The following is a 15,507-nucleotide window of genomic DNA, read 5'->3' on the forward strand; positions in this document are numbered from 1 at the left end:
ATACAGCAGCCCGGCCACCAGGCGCGCCGGCAAGGCTGGTCGGCCGCGGCCCGAAGTGAACGACACCGCGAACGTGCGCTCGATCTCGGACCAGTCGATCAACGCGGTCAGTCGGACCAGCGGGTGCTTCATGTTGATCTGCTCGTCCAGTCGTGGGCGGAACAGTTCGACCGTGTGTGGCTGCGAAGGCTTCGGGCCCATCGGACTCCTCGGAGGAATTTGCAAGAAAACAGGTACTGGCAAAACCATACCTTGCAAATCCCGCGCCCATCAACCCGACGAACCGCGAATCAGATCAACGGCTTCCGAGTTGTTCAGGGCGGACTCGCTAGCGCCAGCCCCATGCGCTGGAAGGAGTTGCCCGAGGTGCCCACGCTCAGGGAGCAGGGCTACGACGTGGAGATCGACTCCTGGATCGGCCTGGCCTACCCCAAGGGCGTGCCCCCGGCCCTGCGCGACAGGCTGGAGCGCGTCGCCATGGCAGCCGCCGAGGGGCCCCAGGTGGTGCGCATCTTCGAGTCGGCCGGCGTGGACCCGGCGCCGCTCACCGGCGCCGAATACCACAGGAAGCTGGTCCAGGGCCATGAGTCCATGGGCGCGGCCATCAAGGCAGCGAATCTGCCGCGCATGAACTGAGGGCGGTTCGGCTGCCCTGGGGGAGCGGTGGAATGCAAACCATTCTTATTGCGGATGGCTAAAATACCGCCCCATGTCCGTGCCGCACACGCCCCCAGATCCCATGCTCCAGGTCCAGCAGCTGTATGTGGGCCACCATGCCTGGCTGCTGTCGCGTCTGAAGGCCAGGCTGCGCGATACGGCCGAGGCGCAGGATGTGGCGTCCGAGACCTTTGTGCGCGTGGTGGCCGCGCGCCCCGCTGCCGTGGTGCAGGAGCCGCGTGCGTTTTTGACCACCATTGCCAAGCGGCTGCTGTTCACGCTGTGGCGCCGGCGTGAGCTGGAGCGGGCCTATCTGGAGACCCTGGCCCTGCAGCCCGAAGAGCTGGCACCCTCGCCCGAAGAGCGGGCCGTGCTGCTGGAGACGCTGGAGCACATCGCCCAGGCGCTGGACGGCCTGCCGCTCAAGGCGCGCCAGGCCTTCTTGCTGAGCCAGATCGACGGCCTGACCTACCAGGCCATCGCAGACCAGCTGGACATTTCCCTGAGCACGGTGCGCCGCCACATGGCCGAGGCCTTCCGGCGCATCGCCATCGCGCTGGCCCGCCAGCAGTCCGGCATTGCGGCTGCGCGCGGGGGCTGACGTGGCGGCTTCTCTTTCGCAGGACGGCAGCAGTCTGGATGCCGCCACCGAGGCGGCCGTGGGCTGGCTGGTCACGCTGAACTCGGGCACCGTCAGCGATGGCGAGCGCCAGGGCTTCGAGCAATGGCTGCGGGCCGATGCCGGCCACCGCCTGGCCTGGGAGCGGCTGCAGGCGCCGCTGCAGCAGATGCTGTCGCCGCTGCGCACCGGCGCGCCTGCGGCCTCGGGCAGCCTGATGGGCCAGGCGCTGCAGCGTGCCGAATCGCGCATCCGCCGTCGCCGCAGCCTGCTGCGAGGCGCGCTGGGATTGGGCGGCATGGCCGTGGGCACCGCCTTCGTGGCCCACCGCCACACACCCATCAGCCAATGGGCTGCCGACCTGCGCACCGGCACGGGCGAGCGGCGTGATTTTGCGTTGCCCGATGGCAGCACCATCACGCTGGATGCGCGTTCGGCCGCCGACCTGGATTTCGGCCCGGGCCGCCGCACCGTCATCCTGCGCCAGGGCACCTTGCTGGCCCATGCGGCGCCGCAGGCGGGGGAGGAGGGCGCAGCCTTCACCGTGCGCACGGCCCATGGCCAGGTGCGCGCGCTGGGCACGCGCTTCGTGGTGCGCCAGGAGGCCGGCAGCAGCCTGGTGAGCATGCTGGAGCACAGTGTGGAGATCACCACGCCACAGGGTGCAAGCCAGGTGCTGGCCCAAGGCCGCAGTGCACGCTTCGGTCCGGCGGGCATTACCGAGGATGCGACCGAGCCCGGCACCGCCTCGGCCTGGCAGCAGGGCATGCTGGAGGCGCATGACCAGCTGCTGGGCGATGTGGTGCAGTCCCTGCGCGCCTACCGCGCCGGCTTCATCCGCGTGGCGCCGCGCGCGGCGGCCCTGCGTGTCTACGGCACGTTCTCGCTGGACGACACCGACCGCGCCCTGGCGGCCCTGGCCGAGACCCTGCCCATTGCCGTGAACGTCTACCAGCGCGGCTGGCTGGTGACCATCGAGTGACCATCAAGCGAGGTCGGTGCCTGCGCGCAAAAAGATGAACACTTTTTGCGCCGAGTTCGACAAGCCTTGGAAACCTGCTTCTCAGGCCCTTCCAAACCTCCTGTCGAGAACCCGCATGCTCCCTTGCCCTTTGCCCCTGCGCGCCCTGGCCGCAGCCGCCCTGGCCTGCGCCCTGAGTGCCCATGCCCAGACCTCCACCTCCGCGCCCGCCGCCACGGCCGCTGCGTCCCTGCGCAGCTATGACCTGCCGGCCCAGCCCCTGGGCAGCGCATTGGCACGCATCGGCGCCGACAGCGGCCAGCAGATAGGCATCGACGCCGAGCTGGTGCGCGGCCGCACCGCACCCGCCGTGCGCGGCAGCTACACGCCCGAGCAGGCTGCGCGCGCGGCGCTGCACGGCAGCGGGCTGGAGCTGGTGCGCACGGCTTCGGGCAACTGGGGCCTGCGCACCGCTGCGCCTGCTGCCGCCCCCGCTGCTGCGGGCAGCGCCTCACGGCCTGCCGCCGCAGGCCAGGCCATGGCCGAGGTGCGCGTCACCGCCCAGGCCATCACCAGCCCCACCACCGAGCAGACCGGCTCCTACACCACGCGCGCGCTCAGCATCGGCAAGATGGAGCAGTCCATTCGCGAGACACCGCAGTCCGTGACCGTGGTCACGCGCCAGCAGATGGATGACCAGAACCTGTCTTCCGTCGAAGACGTCATCCTGCAGACCACGGGCGCCACCAAGTCGCAGCGCAACTTCGGCGCCCACGTCTACATGATGCGCGGCTACGAAATCCCGGACTCCAACTACCTGCTCGACGGGGTGGCCGGCGGCACCTACAGCCCCACGGGCTGGGTGCCCATGGACACGGCCATCCTCGACCGCGTGGAGGTGCTGCGCGGCGCGGGCGCCCTGGTGGTCGGCGCGGGCGACCCCAGCGGCGTGGTCAACATGGTGCGCAAGCGCCCGCGTGCGGAAAAGCACTTCGAGTTCGCCCAGAGCATCGGCTCATGGAGCAACTTCCGCACGGAGATCGATGGAGGCGGCGCGCTCAACGAGGCCGGCACGGTGCGCGGCCGCGTGGTGGCCGCCTATACCGACCGCCACAGCTTCATCGACCTGGTGCATTCGCGCTCGCCCATGCTCTACGGCGTGATCGACGCCGACCTGGGCGCCGGCACCAAGGTCACGGCAGGCTACCGCCATGAGCAGACCGACATCGACGGCTACACCATCTTCGGCCTGCCCAGCTACTCCAACGGCGCGCCCCTGGGCCTGCCGCGCTCCACCTCGCTGGGCCAGCGCTGGAACCGCCACGAGGCCCAGGTGGACGATGTGTTCGGCGAGGTCGAGCACCGCATGGGCGGCGACTGGGTGGCCAAGCTCACGCTCAACCACGGCAAGACCACCATCGACCAGAAGCTGGGATCGGCGCGCGGCGCCATCGATCCCGTTACCCTGCAGGGCCTGCGCTATGTAGGCAATGATTTCATTGCGCGCGACATCGATGCCACGGGGCTGGATGCCAACGTCACCGGCAGCTTTCAGGCGCTGGGCGGCACGCACAAGGTCATGTTCGGCACCAGCTGGACCCAGCAGAAGGTGCTGACCCAGTCGACCTCCTCTGGCGAGGCCATGCCCATGGACGTCTTCCGTTTCGACCATTCGCGCATCCCCGATCCCGTGGCTCCCCCTTATGACTTCGGTCTCAGGGAGCGCAAGCAACTGCTGGGCATCTACGGCAGCGGGCGCTTGCAGCTGGCCGAACGCCTGCACCTGCACCTGGGCGGGCGCCTGAACTGGTTCAAGTTCCGCTCCATCGACACCTTCACCGGCGCCCTGACCAACGACTACCGCGAAAACAGCCGCTTCACGCCCTATGCGGGCCTGGTCTACGACATCGATCCGCTCTGGTCCGTCTATGCCAGCTACACCAGCACCTTCCAGCCGCAGTCGCAGTACGCCACCGTGCAGGGCAACCGCCTCAAGCCGGCCGTGGGCGCCAACTACGAGGCCGGCATCAAGGGCGAACTGTTCGAGCGCAAGCTCAACGTGGCCTTCTCGGTGTTCAACATCAAGAAGCGCGACGTGGCCGTGTTCGACACCGGCAACGAAGGCCTGTGCCCCGGGGTCACCACCAATGACTGCTACCGCAACTCCAGCGTGCTGCGCAGCAAGGGCTTCGATGCCGAAATCGGTGGCGAGGTCGCGCGCGGCTGGCAGGTCTCGGGCGGCTACACCTGGCTGAACACGCGCGACGACGAAGGCAGCTCGCTGAGCACCGACACTCCGCGCAGCCTGCTGCGCGTATCCACCAGCTACGCGCTGCCCGGCGAATGGTCGGCCTGGAAGGTGGGCGCCAACCTCAGCGCGCAAAGCCATGCCCGCGTGGACACGGTGCAGAACCCCGGCCACGCCGTGCTGGACCTGCGCGCCTCGTACCGCATCAACCGCCAGTGGACGGCCGCGCTCAACATCGGCAACGTGACCGACAAGGTCTACTGGGCTGCCGTGGGCGGCGCGCGCAACGGCACCTACTACGGCATGCCGCGCAATGCCACGCTCACGCTGCGCGGAACCTTCTGAGCGGACTGCCCCTGGGCGGCCTTGCCGCTTCTCCAAGAGGGCGGCAACCACGCGCAGGGGGCGAGTGCCTGCGCCTCAGCGCGGCGCCATGAACAGCTCCATGCGCTGCAGCTCCTCATCCAGCGCGCTGCGAAAGACGGCATCGCCGGGCGCCGCGCCGGCCACATAGCCGAATGACGGCTCCAGCCGGCCGTCGCGCGCCTGCAGGTTGGCCCAGCCGATCACATGGCCCTGCCAGAGCATGGGCAGGGCGTAGTAGCCGAGCTGGCGCCTGGCCGGTGGCGTGTAGGCCTCGAACTTGTAGGTCCAGCCCCAGAGCAGCGTGAAGCGGCGCCGGTCCCAGACCACGGGGTCGAAGGGCGCGAGCAGGCGCAGCCGCTCGTCGAAGGCATGGCGGCGCGAGCGTGGGTTTTCGTCGGCGGGCCAGTACCAGGTGGTTCCGTCGATGCGGCAGCTGGCCAGTTGCTCGCGCGCCAGCCGCAGCGCCGCCTGGGTCTGCTGCGCCAGATGGGGCGCGCCGTAGCCCAGCAGGCGCACCAGGTAGGTCAGGCTGGGGGCCGGCAGCGGTGCGTACTTGCGCACCACCAGGTCGATCAGCGCGGCGGCGCGCCGGGCACTGGCGGCGGGGCTGTCGTCGGCAGGCGGGTGGGCGATGGCCTCGTAGACGCGCGTGCCGCTGTCGCGGCGCTTGACGCGCAGCAGGCCGCGGTAGTGCATGCCGTCGAGCAACTGCGTGCTGGCGCTGCCCGAGCCGCCCCAGTAGTTCTTCACGCTTCCGTGCGAGAAATGCTGCTCCACCTCGCGCGGATGCACGGCGCCGCGCTCGCGCACAAACGCCAGCACCTCGGCGGCCTTGCGCTGTGTCTCGGCATCCCAGGCCTTGCGGGCCTGGCGCGGGTGCATCAGCGCCAGGTGCTCGCTGGGCAGAAAGCCGTAGTTGACCAGGCAGTCCTCGTCGATCGCCAGGCGCGCGTAGCGTCGTTCCAGGTCGCCGGCGCGGTAGTCCTTGACGCGGTGGCGCAGCGTCAGGTCCTGTGCCCGGGCCGGGGCTCGGATCGGATCTGCCTGCACAAAGCCCAGGCGCCGTATGGCCGCGGGCAGGGTGGTCGGTGTGAACAGGGTGCGTGCCACCGCATGGCGGCGCAGGTCGTCAAGGCTCGGTTCGGTGGGCATGGCTTGATTGGAGCACGGCCTGATCGTGCTGCCGCGTTTCATCCTGCGCCTGGCCTGCACGGCGGTGCTGGGCTGATCAGTCCCGGGCCGTGGACACGGTGGCATCGCTTCACTGCGCGGGGCCCTGGTGCTCCCGGTAGGCCGCAACCAGGGTGCGCAGGGCTTCGCGCGAGCGTCGGTCCGTCAAGGTGGAGTGCAGCATGATTCGCGAGGCAGGCAGGGCTGGCAGTTGGAAGTGCCGGCCGACCTCGACGGTGTCGGCCGGCGCCAGCCGGCATGAGAACACCGACACCGCCAGGCCCGCGGACACGGCGGCGGCCACGGCCGCGCTTCCGCCCACGAACACCTCGGTCCACTCCAGGCCTGCCTGGCGCAGCATGTGCGTGGCGATATCGCGAACGCCGCAGCAGGGCAGCAGGGCCGCCAGGCGCAGCGGCTCGCCGGGCCGGGGTGAAAAGCCCGGCGCCGCGAACCAGCCGAAATGCTCGGGTCCCAGGTCCTCGCCATCGCGCCTGTCATCTTCCTGGCGCACGATCACCGCGTCCAGTTCCGCGTTGTCGAAGGCATCCAGCAGGCTGCGCGAGTTCTCCAGCCGCACCTCGATGGTCAGCGCCGGGTCGCGTTCATTGAGCCGCGCCAGCAGCAGCGCAATCTCGGGGCCGGCCACATGCGTTGCAATGCCCAGCCGGAAGCGGCGGCGCTCGGCGCTCAGCGCCGCCATGGCCCGGTCATGCGCGGCAATGAACTCGCGCGCCGCCTGAAGGAACAGGGCACCCTGCGCGGACAGGCGCACCAGCCTGGGCGTGCGTTCCAGCAGCTTGCAGCCCAGGCGCTCTTCCAGCCGCTTGAGCTTGACGCTGATGGCGCCCTGCGTGGTGCCCAGCGCGTCTGCAGCCTTGGTGAAGCTTTGCAGGTCCGCAATGCTCACGAAGGCCTGCACGGAATCCACATCCAGGGTCGGCCGGTTCATGATCCATCTGAAAATGTTGTCATAGATATGTTCGATCATATCGTTGTGCAATGAATGGCGGCTTCCTACCATTGCCGGCACAGGGGCGCTGGCCCGTCGCGGGGCGGCGGCCCGGCGGACTCCTGACATCTCCAGGAAGCTCTTTCATGAATGCCAATCTCCAACGCCAGGGCCACTACGCGCTGGCCGCCGTCTGCCTGTCCGCCCTGATGCTGGGGCTGGAAATCTCCAGCGTGCCGCCCATCCTGCCCACGCTGGAGCAGGCCATGCAGGCCAGCTTCAGCCAGTTGCAATGGGTCATGGCCGGCTACACCATCGCCATGACGGCCATCCTGATGGCCGTGGGCACGCTGGCCGACCGCTATGGCCGCAGGCGCATCTTCTATATCGGCATCGTCGCCTTCGGCCTCACCTCGCTGGCCTGCGGGTTGGCCACCAGCGCGCCGGTGCTTATCGCCGCGCGCTTTCTCCAGGGCCTGAGCGGCGCGCTGATGCTGATCTGCATGCTGGCCATCCTGTCCCACCAGTTCCGTGATGACCGCCAGAGGGCCACGGCCTTTGCCTGGTGGGGCGTGGTGTTCGGCGTGGGCCTGGGATTCGGCCCCATCGTTGGTGGCGCCATCCTGGCGCTGGCAAGCTGGCCGTGGGTGTTCCTGATCCATGGCGCGCTGGCTGCCGTCACCCTGGGCCTGAGCCTGGCCGGTGTGCAGGAGTCGCGCGATCCGGGCGCGGGCCACCTGGACATCGCCGGCATGGTCACGTTGTCCACAGCGGTGTTCTGTCTGGTGCTGTTCGTGATCCAGGGTCCGGTGCTGGGCTTTGACAGCGCGCCGGCCCTGTCCATCCTCGGCCTGTCCCTGGCCGGTTTTGCGGGATTCGTGCTGGCGGAAATGCGCAGCCCCCGGCCCATGGTCGAATTCTCGGTCTTCCGGGTGCGCAGCTTCTCGGGCGCCCTGCTGGGGTCCATGGGCATGAACTTCAGCTTCTGGCCCTTCATCGTCTACCTGCCCATCTACTTCCATGCGGTGCTGGGCTACGACAGCGTGCAGACCGGCCTTGCCCTGCTCGCCTACACCCTGCCCACCCTGCTAGCCCCGCCGCTGGCAGAGCGCCTGTCGCTGCGCTACCAGCCGGGGCTGGTGATTCCCGCGGGCATGGCCACCATCGGCCTGGGCTTTGCGCTGATGTGGGCCGGCAGCCAGGCGGCGTCGCATGCGGGCCTGCTGCTCGCGGGCTGCGCGGTCGCGGGCCTGGGGCTGGGCCTGACCAATACGCCGGTGTCCAACACCAGCACGGCCTCGGTCCCTGTCGAGAGGGCCGGTATGGCCTCCGGCGCCGACATGAGCGCACGCATGACTTCGCTGGCCTTCAACATTGCCTTGATGGGCTTTCTTCTGATTGAAGGCGTGATGTCCGCGTTGCGTGGCGGCCTGGATGGTGCCACGCAGGGCCTGCGTCCGTTCGCGGAGAAGATCGCCTCAGGCGACCTCCTGGCCGTTGAAGGCCATGCTGCCCTGCTGTCTGGCGTGGAGCGGCCTCAGGAATTCGTGCAGTCGGCCCTGGCCAACGGCTTTGCCTGGGTCATGGCCTACGGCGCTGCCAGCGCCCTGCTGCTGGCAGTGGCCAGTTTGCTCGTCTTCGCGCCGGGCCGAAAGGTGGCGCGTCGCGTGCCGGCCACCTGCCAGACTTGCGGCGGCAAGGTTTGAGGGGCTGGCGCAGGGCCGTGCCGCTCAGCCCTTCCTGGCACGCCTGCGCCGCCACAGCGCGTGCAGCACCCAGCCCAGCGGCAGCACCACCAGCACCAGCCAGGGCAGCACGGCCGCCACGAAGGTGATCAGCGCGGCCATGCTCTCGCCCAGCACATGGCCGGCATCGCGCAGCGCGCGGCCTATGGGGCTGTAGCTGGTGCCGCCCTGCACCAGGGCGCGGGTGGGCGTGAACTGGATCCGTATGTGCTGCTTGCTGGTCTGCTGCTCCAGCACCTTGCGCTGGGCGGCCATGGCGTCCAGCTCGGCCTGCGTGTCCGACAGCGTGCGCTGTATCTCCAGCAGGTCGGACATGGTGCGCTTGGTCGTGGTGTCGCGCAGCATCAGGCGCAGGCTGTCGCGGAATTCGGTACGGTTCCTGATGCGCGCCTCCACGTCGATCACCTCGGCCGTCTTGTCCTCGCTGAGGGTGTTCTGCGACACGATGGTGGCCACGCCGGCCAGCGTGCCCAGCAGCCGCTGCACATCGGCCGGCGCCACGCGCATCTCCAGCATGGCGTTGCCGGGCTGCTGGGGCGTCTCGCGCAGCAGCGATGCCGACAGCAGCTCGCAGCGCAGCGTGGCACACAGGTCGCGCACCTGGCCCCAGGCATCGGCCAGCTGCGCCTGCGGCACTTCCACGTTCAGCTCCTGGCGCACGGCCAGGAAGCGCTGGGCCATCTCGTCCTGCGCCGATGTCTCTGGTGCGGCTGCTGCCGCATCCTCGGCCTGCACGGTGGCGGCGCGGCCTTGCTTCATGCCGGCGCCGCCCGCCATGGGCGCGGGGACGGGCGCAGATTCCATGGCGGCTGTGTCATGCCGCTGGTTGCAGCCCGCAAGGGCCAGCGTGGCAGCCAGTGCCAGCACGGCCGGCAAGGCCATGCGGGAAGACAGAATGGAAGGCCGGGGATGCGTCATGAATTTCCTCTTGAAAACAGGCAGGAACAGGCCGCTGCCAGGGATCAGGGCTCAGGGCTTGCCGCCGGGGCCGAACATGGTGTCCACCTCGGACTGCAGCTCGAAGATGTCGGACACGGTGTAGAGCCAGTCGCCCTTTTGCAGATGGCCGGGGTCCGGCGGCGTCTCCACGCAGGCCTTGACCAGGGTGAACTGGCCGGCCGGGTCGGGCAGGAACTTCAGGCCCGATATGGAAAACCGCGCCACCCGCCCCACACCATCGTTGTAGCGCCGACCCCGGGCGCGCACGTCGGCCAGCTCCGCCATCTGCGGCACGTGGTCGAACACCGCGTCGTAGAACTCGACGATGGGGCTCTGGTTGGTCCTGGCGCAGCCGTGCACGTACAGGGCGTGGAAGCGCCCGTCCAGCTCCATGGCCACCACATCGGCCGCGCGGTAGAAGGTCAGGCTGTCGGGCAGGCCCGGCGAGCGTTTGGGCGGTGCGGGCGGCGTGTCCAGGAAGTCCTGGCGGATCTGCGCCGACTTGCGAAAGAAATCATCGCTGAGCGCCACCTCGGCATTGAGCGCATCGATGGCCGTGCGCGCGGCCGCGTTCAGGCCCGCGTCGGCCAGGCCGTTCCTGTGCAGCACGATGGCCAGGGCCAGCGCCGTCTTGTGCCGGTACAGGGCCGTTGCCTTGGCATCGCCGGCCTGCAGCACGCAGCTCCAGCGCCGCAGTAGGGGAGGCAGGGCATGGCCGCCGTAGTTGGCCGCGATAGCGGCATCGTGCCGGCCCAGCGCAAACGTGCGCGCCATCACGCGCGCCACGTCTTCCTCCAGGGTCTGCACCAGGGTATCGGCGGCCAGCTTGGCCAGAGCCTGGGTATGGGTCATGGCCATGGCGTCACTGGCTCCAGTTCGATGGCAGGTTCCTGAAATCCGGCAGGCCATGGCCGCCGGTGCTGCGTTGTTCGATGCGGTGCTCGATGCAGTGTTCGATGCAGTATTCGATGCAGTATTCGATGCTCAAGTCAAAGGCTTGCATGGGTCTGTCGCAGGCGCTTCCGCGCCGGGGCAGTTGGAACGCCGGCCAGTGTGCCCCAAGCCGGGCCGCTGGCGGGGTGTGGGCGCCATCGGGTCTGTATCGATCCGCTACCGGCGCGGGCTGCCGCCCTGACGTCTTGCCGTCACATGAAGCGGCAAGACTCGTCATTTGCTTTTCATGCGGTTCATGCGGTTCATGTCAAAGGGGGCGCCGCCAGCCCCGGGGAGATGCACGATGTTCTGGGACAAGAAGCTCAGGCGCTGGGCCGAGGCCGTGCGTGCGCGGGCCGATCTGCCGGCGCGGCTGGTGCTGTGGAATGGCGAGCAGTTCGACTTCGGCCGCTTCGAGCAGCCGCGCGTCACGCTCACCGTGCGCAGCGCCTCGGCCCTGCCGCTGCTGCTGGACCCCAGCCTGGACCACCTGGGCCAGGCCTATGTGAAGGGCCAGATCGACATCGACGGCCGCCTGCCCGACATCATCGACTTCGGCTATGCGCTGGCGCGCCGCATGTCCAAGACCCAGGGCGCGGGCAAGGGGCCTGGGCGGCTGGCGCTTGCGGCGCGCGCGGCCAGGCGCTTTAGGCACAGCCGCAGCACGGACCGCGAATCCATCCAGTACCACTACGACGTCTCCGACGACTTCTACCGCCTCTGGCTGGACGAGGGCATGGTCTATTCCTGCGCCTACTTCGAGAACGGCGACGAGGACCTGGCCACCGCCCAGCGCAAGAAGCTGGACCACATCCTCACCAAGATCCGCCTGCAGCCCGGCCAGCGCCTGCTGGACATCGGCTGCGGATGGGGCGCCCTGGTGCTGCGCGCGGCCCAGCACTTTGGCGCGCACTGCGTGGGCGTGACGCTGTCGCGCAACCAGTTCGAAGCGGCCACCGAGCGCGTGCGCGCCGCAGGCCTGGCCGACCGCATCGAGATCCGCCTGCAGGACTACCGCGATGTGCAGGGGCGCTTCGACCGCATCACCAGCGTCGGCATGTTCGAGCATGTGGGCCGCCGCAACCTGCCCATGTACTTTGCGCACATGCGCGAGCTGCTGGCCGATGACGGGCTGGCGCTGAACCACGGCATCACCTCCACCGATGCGGACGTGGGCGCCACGGCCCTGGGCGGCGGTGCGTTCATCGACCGCTATGTGTTTCCCGATGGCGAGCTGCCGCACCTGAGTCTGGCGCTGGAGGCCATGCAGCGTGGGGGGCTGGAGGTGCTGGATGTGGAGGGGCTGCGGCGGCATTACGTGCGCACGTTGCAGTTGTGGCTGGAGCGGTTTGAGGCTTGTGTGCCGGAGATTCGGGCGTTGGTGGAGGAGGAGAGGTTTCGGATTTGGAGGGTGTATCTGGCGGGGTGTGCTTATGCGTTTGAACACGATGATGTGTCTATCTTTCAGGTTGTTTGTCGGAGGGCGGGGCAGGGGGCTGCTTCGTTGCCTTGGTCGCGGAGGTATATGTACGAGCGGGAGCTGTCCTGATGTCTTGGGACACGGGCGGTGTGTAGCTTGTTCTTGACCCTGCCGGGGGGTGTTTTTTCGAGGCCGGGTCTCGGCCCGGCGGCCGACCCGCTTTCTTGTCTCGCCAAGAAACCGGGCCAAAGAAGGCGACCCGAATGCCCGCGACCCTCCGCTTCGCTGCGGGCAACCTGCGTCGTGGCGCTTGCGGGGTTTGCCGCAGAACTCGCTGCGCGCTTCGCGCTCCGCTCAGACAACTGCGGCAAGTCAGATCACGAAGCAAGCCTGTCCTTCGGCAGGCTTGCAACCCCGCAAGCGCCACGACGCAGGCGCGGGCATACGGGAGGGGTAGCGGAGCGGACTGCCGGGGGCAGGGGCAGGCAGCATTTGGGCGCGATTGTTCTGTTTTTCTGGATGATCCATCCCGGCTGCGCCGGTTTATCGCGCGGGGCGGGCTGCCTAAGCTGGGTGCTTCATCCAAGCACAAGGAGCGTTTCCATGGCAGACCATTCCATTCGCGGCAAGGTCGCATTGATTGCAGGCGGCGCCAAGAATCTGGGCGGGCTGATTGCCCGCGATCTGGCGGGGCACGGCGCGCGGGCCGTGGTGGTGCACTACAACAGCGAGTCTTCCCGGGCCGAGGCGGAGACCACGGTGGCCGCAGTGCGTGCGCTGGGCGCAGAGGCCGTGGCGCTGCAGGGCGATCTGACGCGTGCTGGCGCTGTGGAGCGGCTTTTTGCAGAGGCCGTGGACGCCGTGGGCCGGCCGGACATTGCCATCAACACCGTGGGCAAGGTGCTCAAGAAGCCGCTGATGGAGATCAGCGAGGTGGAGTACGACGAGATGGCCGCTGTCAACGGCAAGTCGGCGTTTTTCTTCCTCAAGGAGGCGGGGCGCCATGTCAACGACCACGGCAAGATCGTGACCCTGGTGACCTCGCTGCTGGGCGCGTTCACGCCGTTTTATTCCTCCTACGCGGGCACCAAGGCGCCGGTGGAGCATTTCACGCGGGCGGCGGCCAAGGAGTTCGGGGCGCGGGGCATCTCGGTCACGGCCGTGGGGCCTGGGCCCATGGACACGCCGTTCTTCTACGGCCAGGAAGGCGCGGACGCCGTGGCCTATCACAAGAGCGCGGCGGCGCTGTCGCCGTTCTCGCCCTCGGGGCTGACGCATATCGAGGACGTGGTGCCCTTCATCCGCCACCTGGTCAGCGACGGCTGGTGGATCACCGGGCAGACCATCCTGATCAACGGCGGCTACACCACCAAGTAGGCCAAGTGGAAGGACCGCTGCACGGACTATGCTGCGTCCCATGGACCGACTCGACCGATACCGGATCTTCATGCAGGTGGCCGAGATGGGCAGCTTCATCAAGGCCGCCCATGCGCTGGACCTGCCGCGCGCCACGGTCTCCGCCGCCGTGCAGCAGCTGGAGGAGCAGGTGGGCGCAAGGCTCCTGCACCGCACCACGCGCCAGGTGAGCCTCACGGCCGATGGTGCCCAGTTGCTGGAGCGTGTGCGCCCGCTGCTGTCAGAGGCCGAGGATGTGGAGCAGATGTTCCAGGCCCGCACGCGCCAGGCCACGGGCCGGCTGCATGTGGACGTGCCCAGCCGCATCGCGCGCCGCCTGCTGGCACCCGCGCTGCCGGGGCTCATGCGCCGCCACCCGGGCCTGCAACTGGTGCTGGGTTCGTCAGACCGCGCCATCGACCTGGTGCAGGAAGGCGTGGACTGCGCCGTGCGCGTGGGCACCTTGCATGACAGCAGCCTGGTCGTGCGCCCGCTGGGCTGCATTGCCCTCATCAACTGCGCCAGCCCCGCCTACCTGCGCGAGCACGGCCTGCCCGAGCAGCCGCAGGACCTGCTGCACGGCCACTGGAGCGTGGGCTATGCCTCGCCGCGCACGGGGCGGGAACTGCCGTGGGAATGGAGTGGGGCGAGCGATGTGGATGGGGTGGATGGGGCGGATGCGGTAGATGATGGGCCGCAGACCCTGGCCGTGCCCAGCCGCGTGGTCACCAACAACGCAGAAAGCTATATCGCCTGCTGCCGCGCCGGCCTGGGGCTGATCCAGATCCCGCGCTATGACGTGCAGCACCTGCTGGACACGGGCGAGCTGGTGGAAGTGCTGCCCGCCCACCGCGCCGCGCCCATGCCCGTGGCGCTGCTGTACCCGCACCGCCGCCAGCGCTCGCGCCGGCTGGCGGTTTTCATCGACTGGTTCGAGGCGCTGATGCGGCCGAACCTGGAGCCGTAGGCGCAACCCTGGCCGCCCCAGTCACCGCAGTCGCCCCGGCCGCAGGGTGAGGCTGGGCCCCGTCGTCGTCATGAATGGGCCGGTAGCCGGGCCCGAAAGACACATCGCCCAGCCGCCAGCCCTCGCGCCGGCGAAACGCTCCCCAGAACCGCTTGAGCGTATGCCACTGCATGGCCACCAGCCCGCGCTCGTTGTCGGCATCCACCTCGGGGTCGCTCACGCCCGTGGGGCGCACGGGCTCGTCGGTGTACAGCGCCGTGCCAAACAGCATGTCCCACCAGGGCAGCACCTGCCCAAAATTGCAGTTGTGGCGCGTGGGCCGATCCGGGTCGCGCAGCATGTGGTGGTGGCGGTGGAACAGGGGGCCCACCAGCACCCGCTCACCCACGCGGCCCAGCCAGCCCAGGCGCAGCCGCACATTGGCGTGCGAGAAGTTCTGCACCAGTTCGCTGAGCAGCCCCAGCAGCGCAAACTCCGAAGGCTCCACCCCCATCGCCAGCCCCACCGTGGCCAGGATGAAGGACTGCAGCATGCCGTCCAGGTAATGGCTGCGGTCATTGCTCCAGCAGCTCATCTGCCGTTGGCTGTGGTGCATGCTGTGCATGGCCCACCACCAGGGAATCACATGCTGGGCGCGGTGCATCCAGTAATACACCAGGTCGTAGACCACGTAGTACACCAGGAACAGCGCCACCGGATGGTCCGCAAACCACGGCACCCAGTGCTTGAGCCCCGTCGCCTCCTCGGCCGCCGGCCCGCCGCCCAGCATGCTGGCAAACGGCATCAGCACCAGAAAACTGAAAAGCGGAAACAACCCCAGCAGCATCAGCAGCGTGTAGTTGCGGTCCACCGTGGTCAGCCGCCGGTCGCTCCAGCGCTCGGCCGGAAACAGACTCTCCAGCGGCCGCATCACCCCCGCGATCAGGAACAGCTGCAGCCCGGCAATCAGCACCGCCTCGGCAATCTCGCGCGGATCACCGGCCGCCTGGGCGATGTCCAGCCAGTGGACGGTGGGGGTTACGGCGTGGGTGGCGAGCCAGGTGATGGCTGCCTGCCACAGCTCGGTCAGTGAAGTCATGTCTTGTGCCTGCAAGAAGGGCCGGGGGAGGGCTGGGGGTTGCGGGCGGGATTATGG

Annotated in this window: 14 protein-coding genes and 1 pseudogene; 8 read left to right on the forward strand and 7 right to left on the reverse strand. The window is 68.7% G+C overall.

The features are described from left to right. Nucleotides 1–201, reverse strand: a pseudogene (locus A9976_RS09515) (IS5/IS1182 family transposase); the annotation flags it as partial. On the opposite strand from A9976_RS09515, the gene A9976_RS09520 reads away from it, so the two are divergent. From A9976_RS09520 to A9976_RS09535, 4 genes are all read left to right on the forward strand, one after another. Beyond that, entirely contained in the window at nucleotides 175–636 is a 462-nt protein-coding gene (locus tag A9976_RS09520; protein ID WP_310889380.1) for a tripartite tricarboxylate transporter substrate-binding protein, read from the forward strand. The pseudogene A9976_RS09515 and the gene A9976_RS09520 overlap by 27 nt on opposite strands. A 103-nt stretch (nucleotides 637–739) precedes the next feature. Then, nucleotides 740–1,258, forward strand: coding sequence for a sigma-70 family RNA polymerase sigma factor (locus A9976_RS09525; RefSeq protein ID WP_183018795.1), 519 nt, complete (start codon nucleotides 740–742; stop codon nucleotides 1,256–1,258). A 1-nt stretch (nucleotide 1,259) separates the two neighbouring features. Further along, on the forward strand, nucleotides 1,260–2,258 hold the full coding sequence (locus A9976_RS09530; protein WP_183018796.1) for a FecR domain-containing protein: 999 nt from the start codon (nucleotides 1,260–1,262) through the stop codon (nucleotides 2,256–2,258). 115 nt (nucleotides 2,259–2,373) lie between these two features. Next, nucleotides 2,374–4,830: a TonB-dependent receptor gene (locus A9976_RS09535; protein WP_183018797.1), complete on the forward strand. Its 2,457-nt coding sequence runs from the start codon at nucleotides 2,374–2,376 to the stop codon at nucleotides 4,828–4,830. A gap of 75 nt (nucleotides 4,831–4,905) precedes the next feature. Here the strand turns inward: A9976_RS09535 and A9976_RS09540 are convergent, their stop codons facing one another. Together A9976_RS09540 and A9976_RS09545 are read right to left on the reverse strand one after the other, a co-directional pair. Further along, nucleotides 4,906–6,003: a DNA glycosylase AlkZ-like family protein gene (locus A9976_RS09540; protein WP_183018798.1), complete on the reverse strand. Its 1,098-nt coding sequence runs from the start codon at nucleotides 6,001–6,003 to the stop codon at nucleotides 4,906–4,908. A gap of 109 nt (nucleotides 6,004–6,112) precedes the next feature. Then, nucleotides 6,113–6,973 (reverse strand): LysR family transcriptional regulator, encoded by an 861-nt coding sequence (locus A9976_RS09545; RefSeq protein ID WP_183018799.1) that lies wholly within the window; start codon nucleotides 6,971–6,973, stop codon nucleotides 6,113–6,115. Nucleotides 6,974–7,119: 146 nt separating this feature from the next. Between A9976_RS09545 and A9976_RS09550 the strand changes: the two genes are divergently transcribed. Beyond that, nucleotides 7,120–8,679: an MFS transporter gene (locus tag A9976_RS09550; RefSeq protein WP_183018800.1), complete on the forward strand. Its 1,560-nt coding sequence runs from the start codon at nucleotides 7,120–7,122 to the stop codon at nucleotides 8,677–8,679. A 24-nt stretch (nucleotides 8,680–8,703) separates the two neighbouring features. On the opposite strand, the gene A9976_RS09555 is transcribed toward A9976_RS09550, so the two are convergent. From A9976_RS09555 to A9976_RS09565, 3 genes are read right to left on the reverse strand one after another with little or no spacing between them, the layout of a single operon-like run. After that, on the reverse strand, nucleotides 8,704–9,636 hold the full coding sequence (locus A9976_RS09555; protein WP_183018801.1) for a DUF4349 domain-containing protein: 933 nt from the start codon (nucleotides 9,634–9,636) through the stop codon (nucleotides 8,704–8,706). 51 nt (nucleotides 9,637–9,687) lie between these two features. Continuing rightward, nucleotides 9,688–10,515, reverse strand: a complete 828-nt coding sequence (locus A9976_RS09560) for a hypothetical protein (protein ID WP_183018802.1) — start codon at nucleotides 10,513–10,515, stop codon at nucleotides 9,688–9,690. 4 nt (nucleotides 10,516–10,519) lie between these two features. Continuing rightward, the gene (locus A9976_RS09565) at nucleotides 10,520–10,660 is read right to left on the reverse strand and encodes a hypothetical protein (RefSeq protein ID WP_183018803.1); all 141 of its coding nucleotides are present in this window, start codon (nucleotides 10,658–10,660) and stop codon (nucleotides 10,520–10,522) included. A 234-nt stretch (nucleotides 10,661–10,894) separates the two neighbouring features. On the opposite strand from A9976_RS09565, the gene A9976_RS09570 reads away from it, so the two are divergent. The 3 genes from A9976_RS09570 (at nucleotide 10,895) to A9976_RS09580 (ending at nucleotide 14,372) form a co-directional block, all read left to right on the forward strand. Beyond that, on the forward strand, nucleotides 10,895–12,139 hold the full coding sequence (locus A9976_RS09570; protein WP_183018804.1) for a cyclopropane-fatty-acyl-phospholipid synthase family protein: 1,245 nt from the start codon (nucleotides 10,895–10,897) through the stop codon (nucleotides 12,137–12,139). A 474-nt stretch (nucleotides 12,140–12,613) separates the two neighbouring features. Then, the gene (locus A9976_RS09575) at nucleotides 12,614–13,387 is read left to right on the forward strand and encodes an SDR family oxidoreductase (protein WP_183018805.1); all 774 of its coding nucleotides are present in this window, start codon (nucleotides 12,614–12,616) and stop codon (nucleotides 13,385–13,387) included. 40 nt (nucleotides 13,388–13,427) lie between these two features. Next, nucleotides 13,428–14,372, forward strand: a complete 945-nt coding sequence (locus A9976_RS09580; RefSeq protein ID WP_183018806.1) for a LysR family transcriptional regulator — start codon at nucleotides 13,428–13,430, stop codon at nucleotides 14,370–14,372. Here the strand turns inward: A9976_RS09580 and A9976_RS09585 are convergent. Beyond that, the gene (locus A9976_RS09585; RefSeq protein WP_183018807.1) at nucleotides 14,326–15,450 is read right to left on the reverse strand and encodes a sterol desaturase family protein; all 1,125 of its coding nucleotides are present in this window, start codon (nucleotides 15,448–15,450) and stop codon (nucleotides 14,326–14,328) included. The genes A9976_RS09580 and A9976_RS09585 overlap by 47 nt on opposite strands. Between the last annotated feature and the right edge of the window lie 57 nt (nucleotides 15,451–15,507).

Source organism: Delftia sp. UME58 (assembly GCF_014170385.1).
In the GTDB taxonomy this organism is placed as follows: Bacteria; Pseudomonadota; Gammaproteobacteria; order Burkholderiales; family Burkholderiaceae_C; genus Comamonas; species Comamonas acidovorans.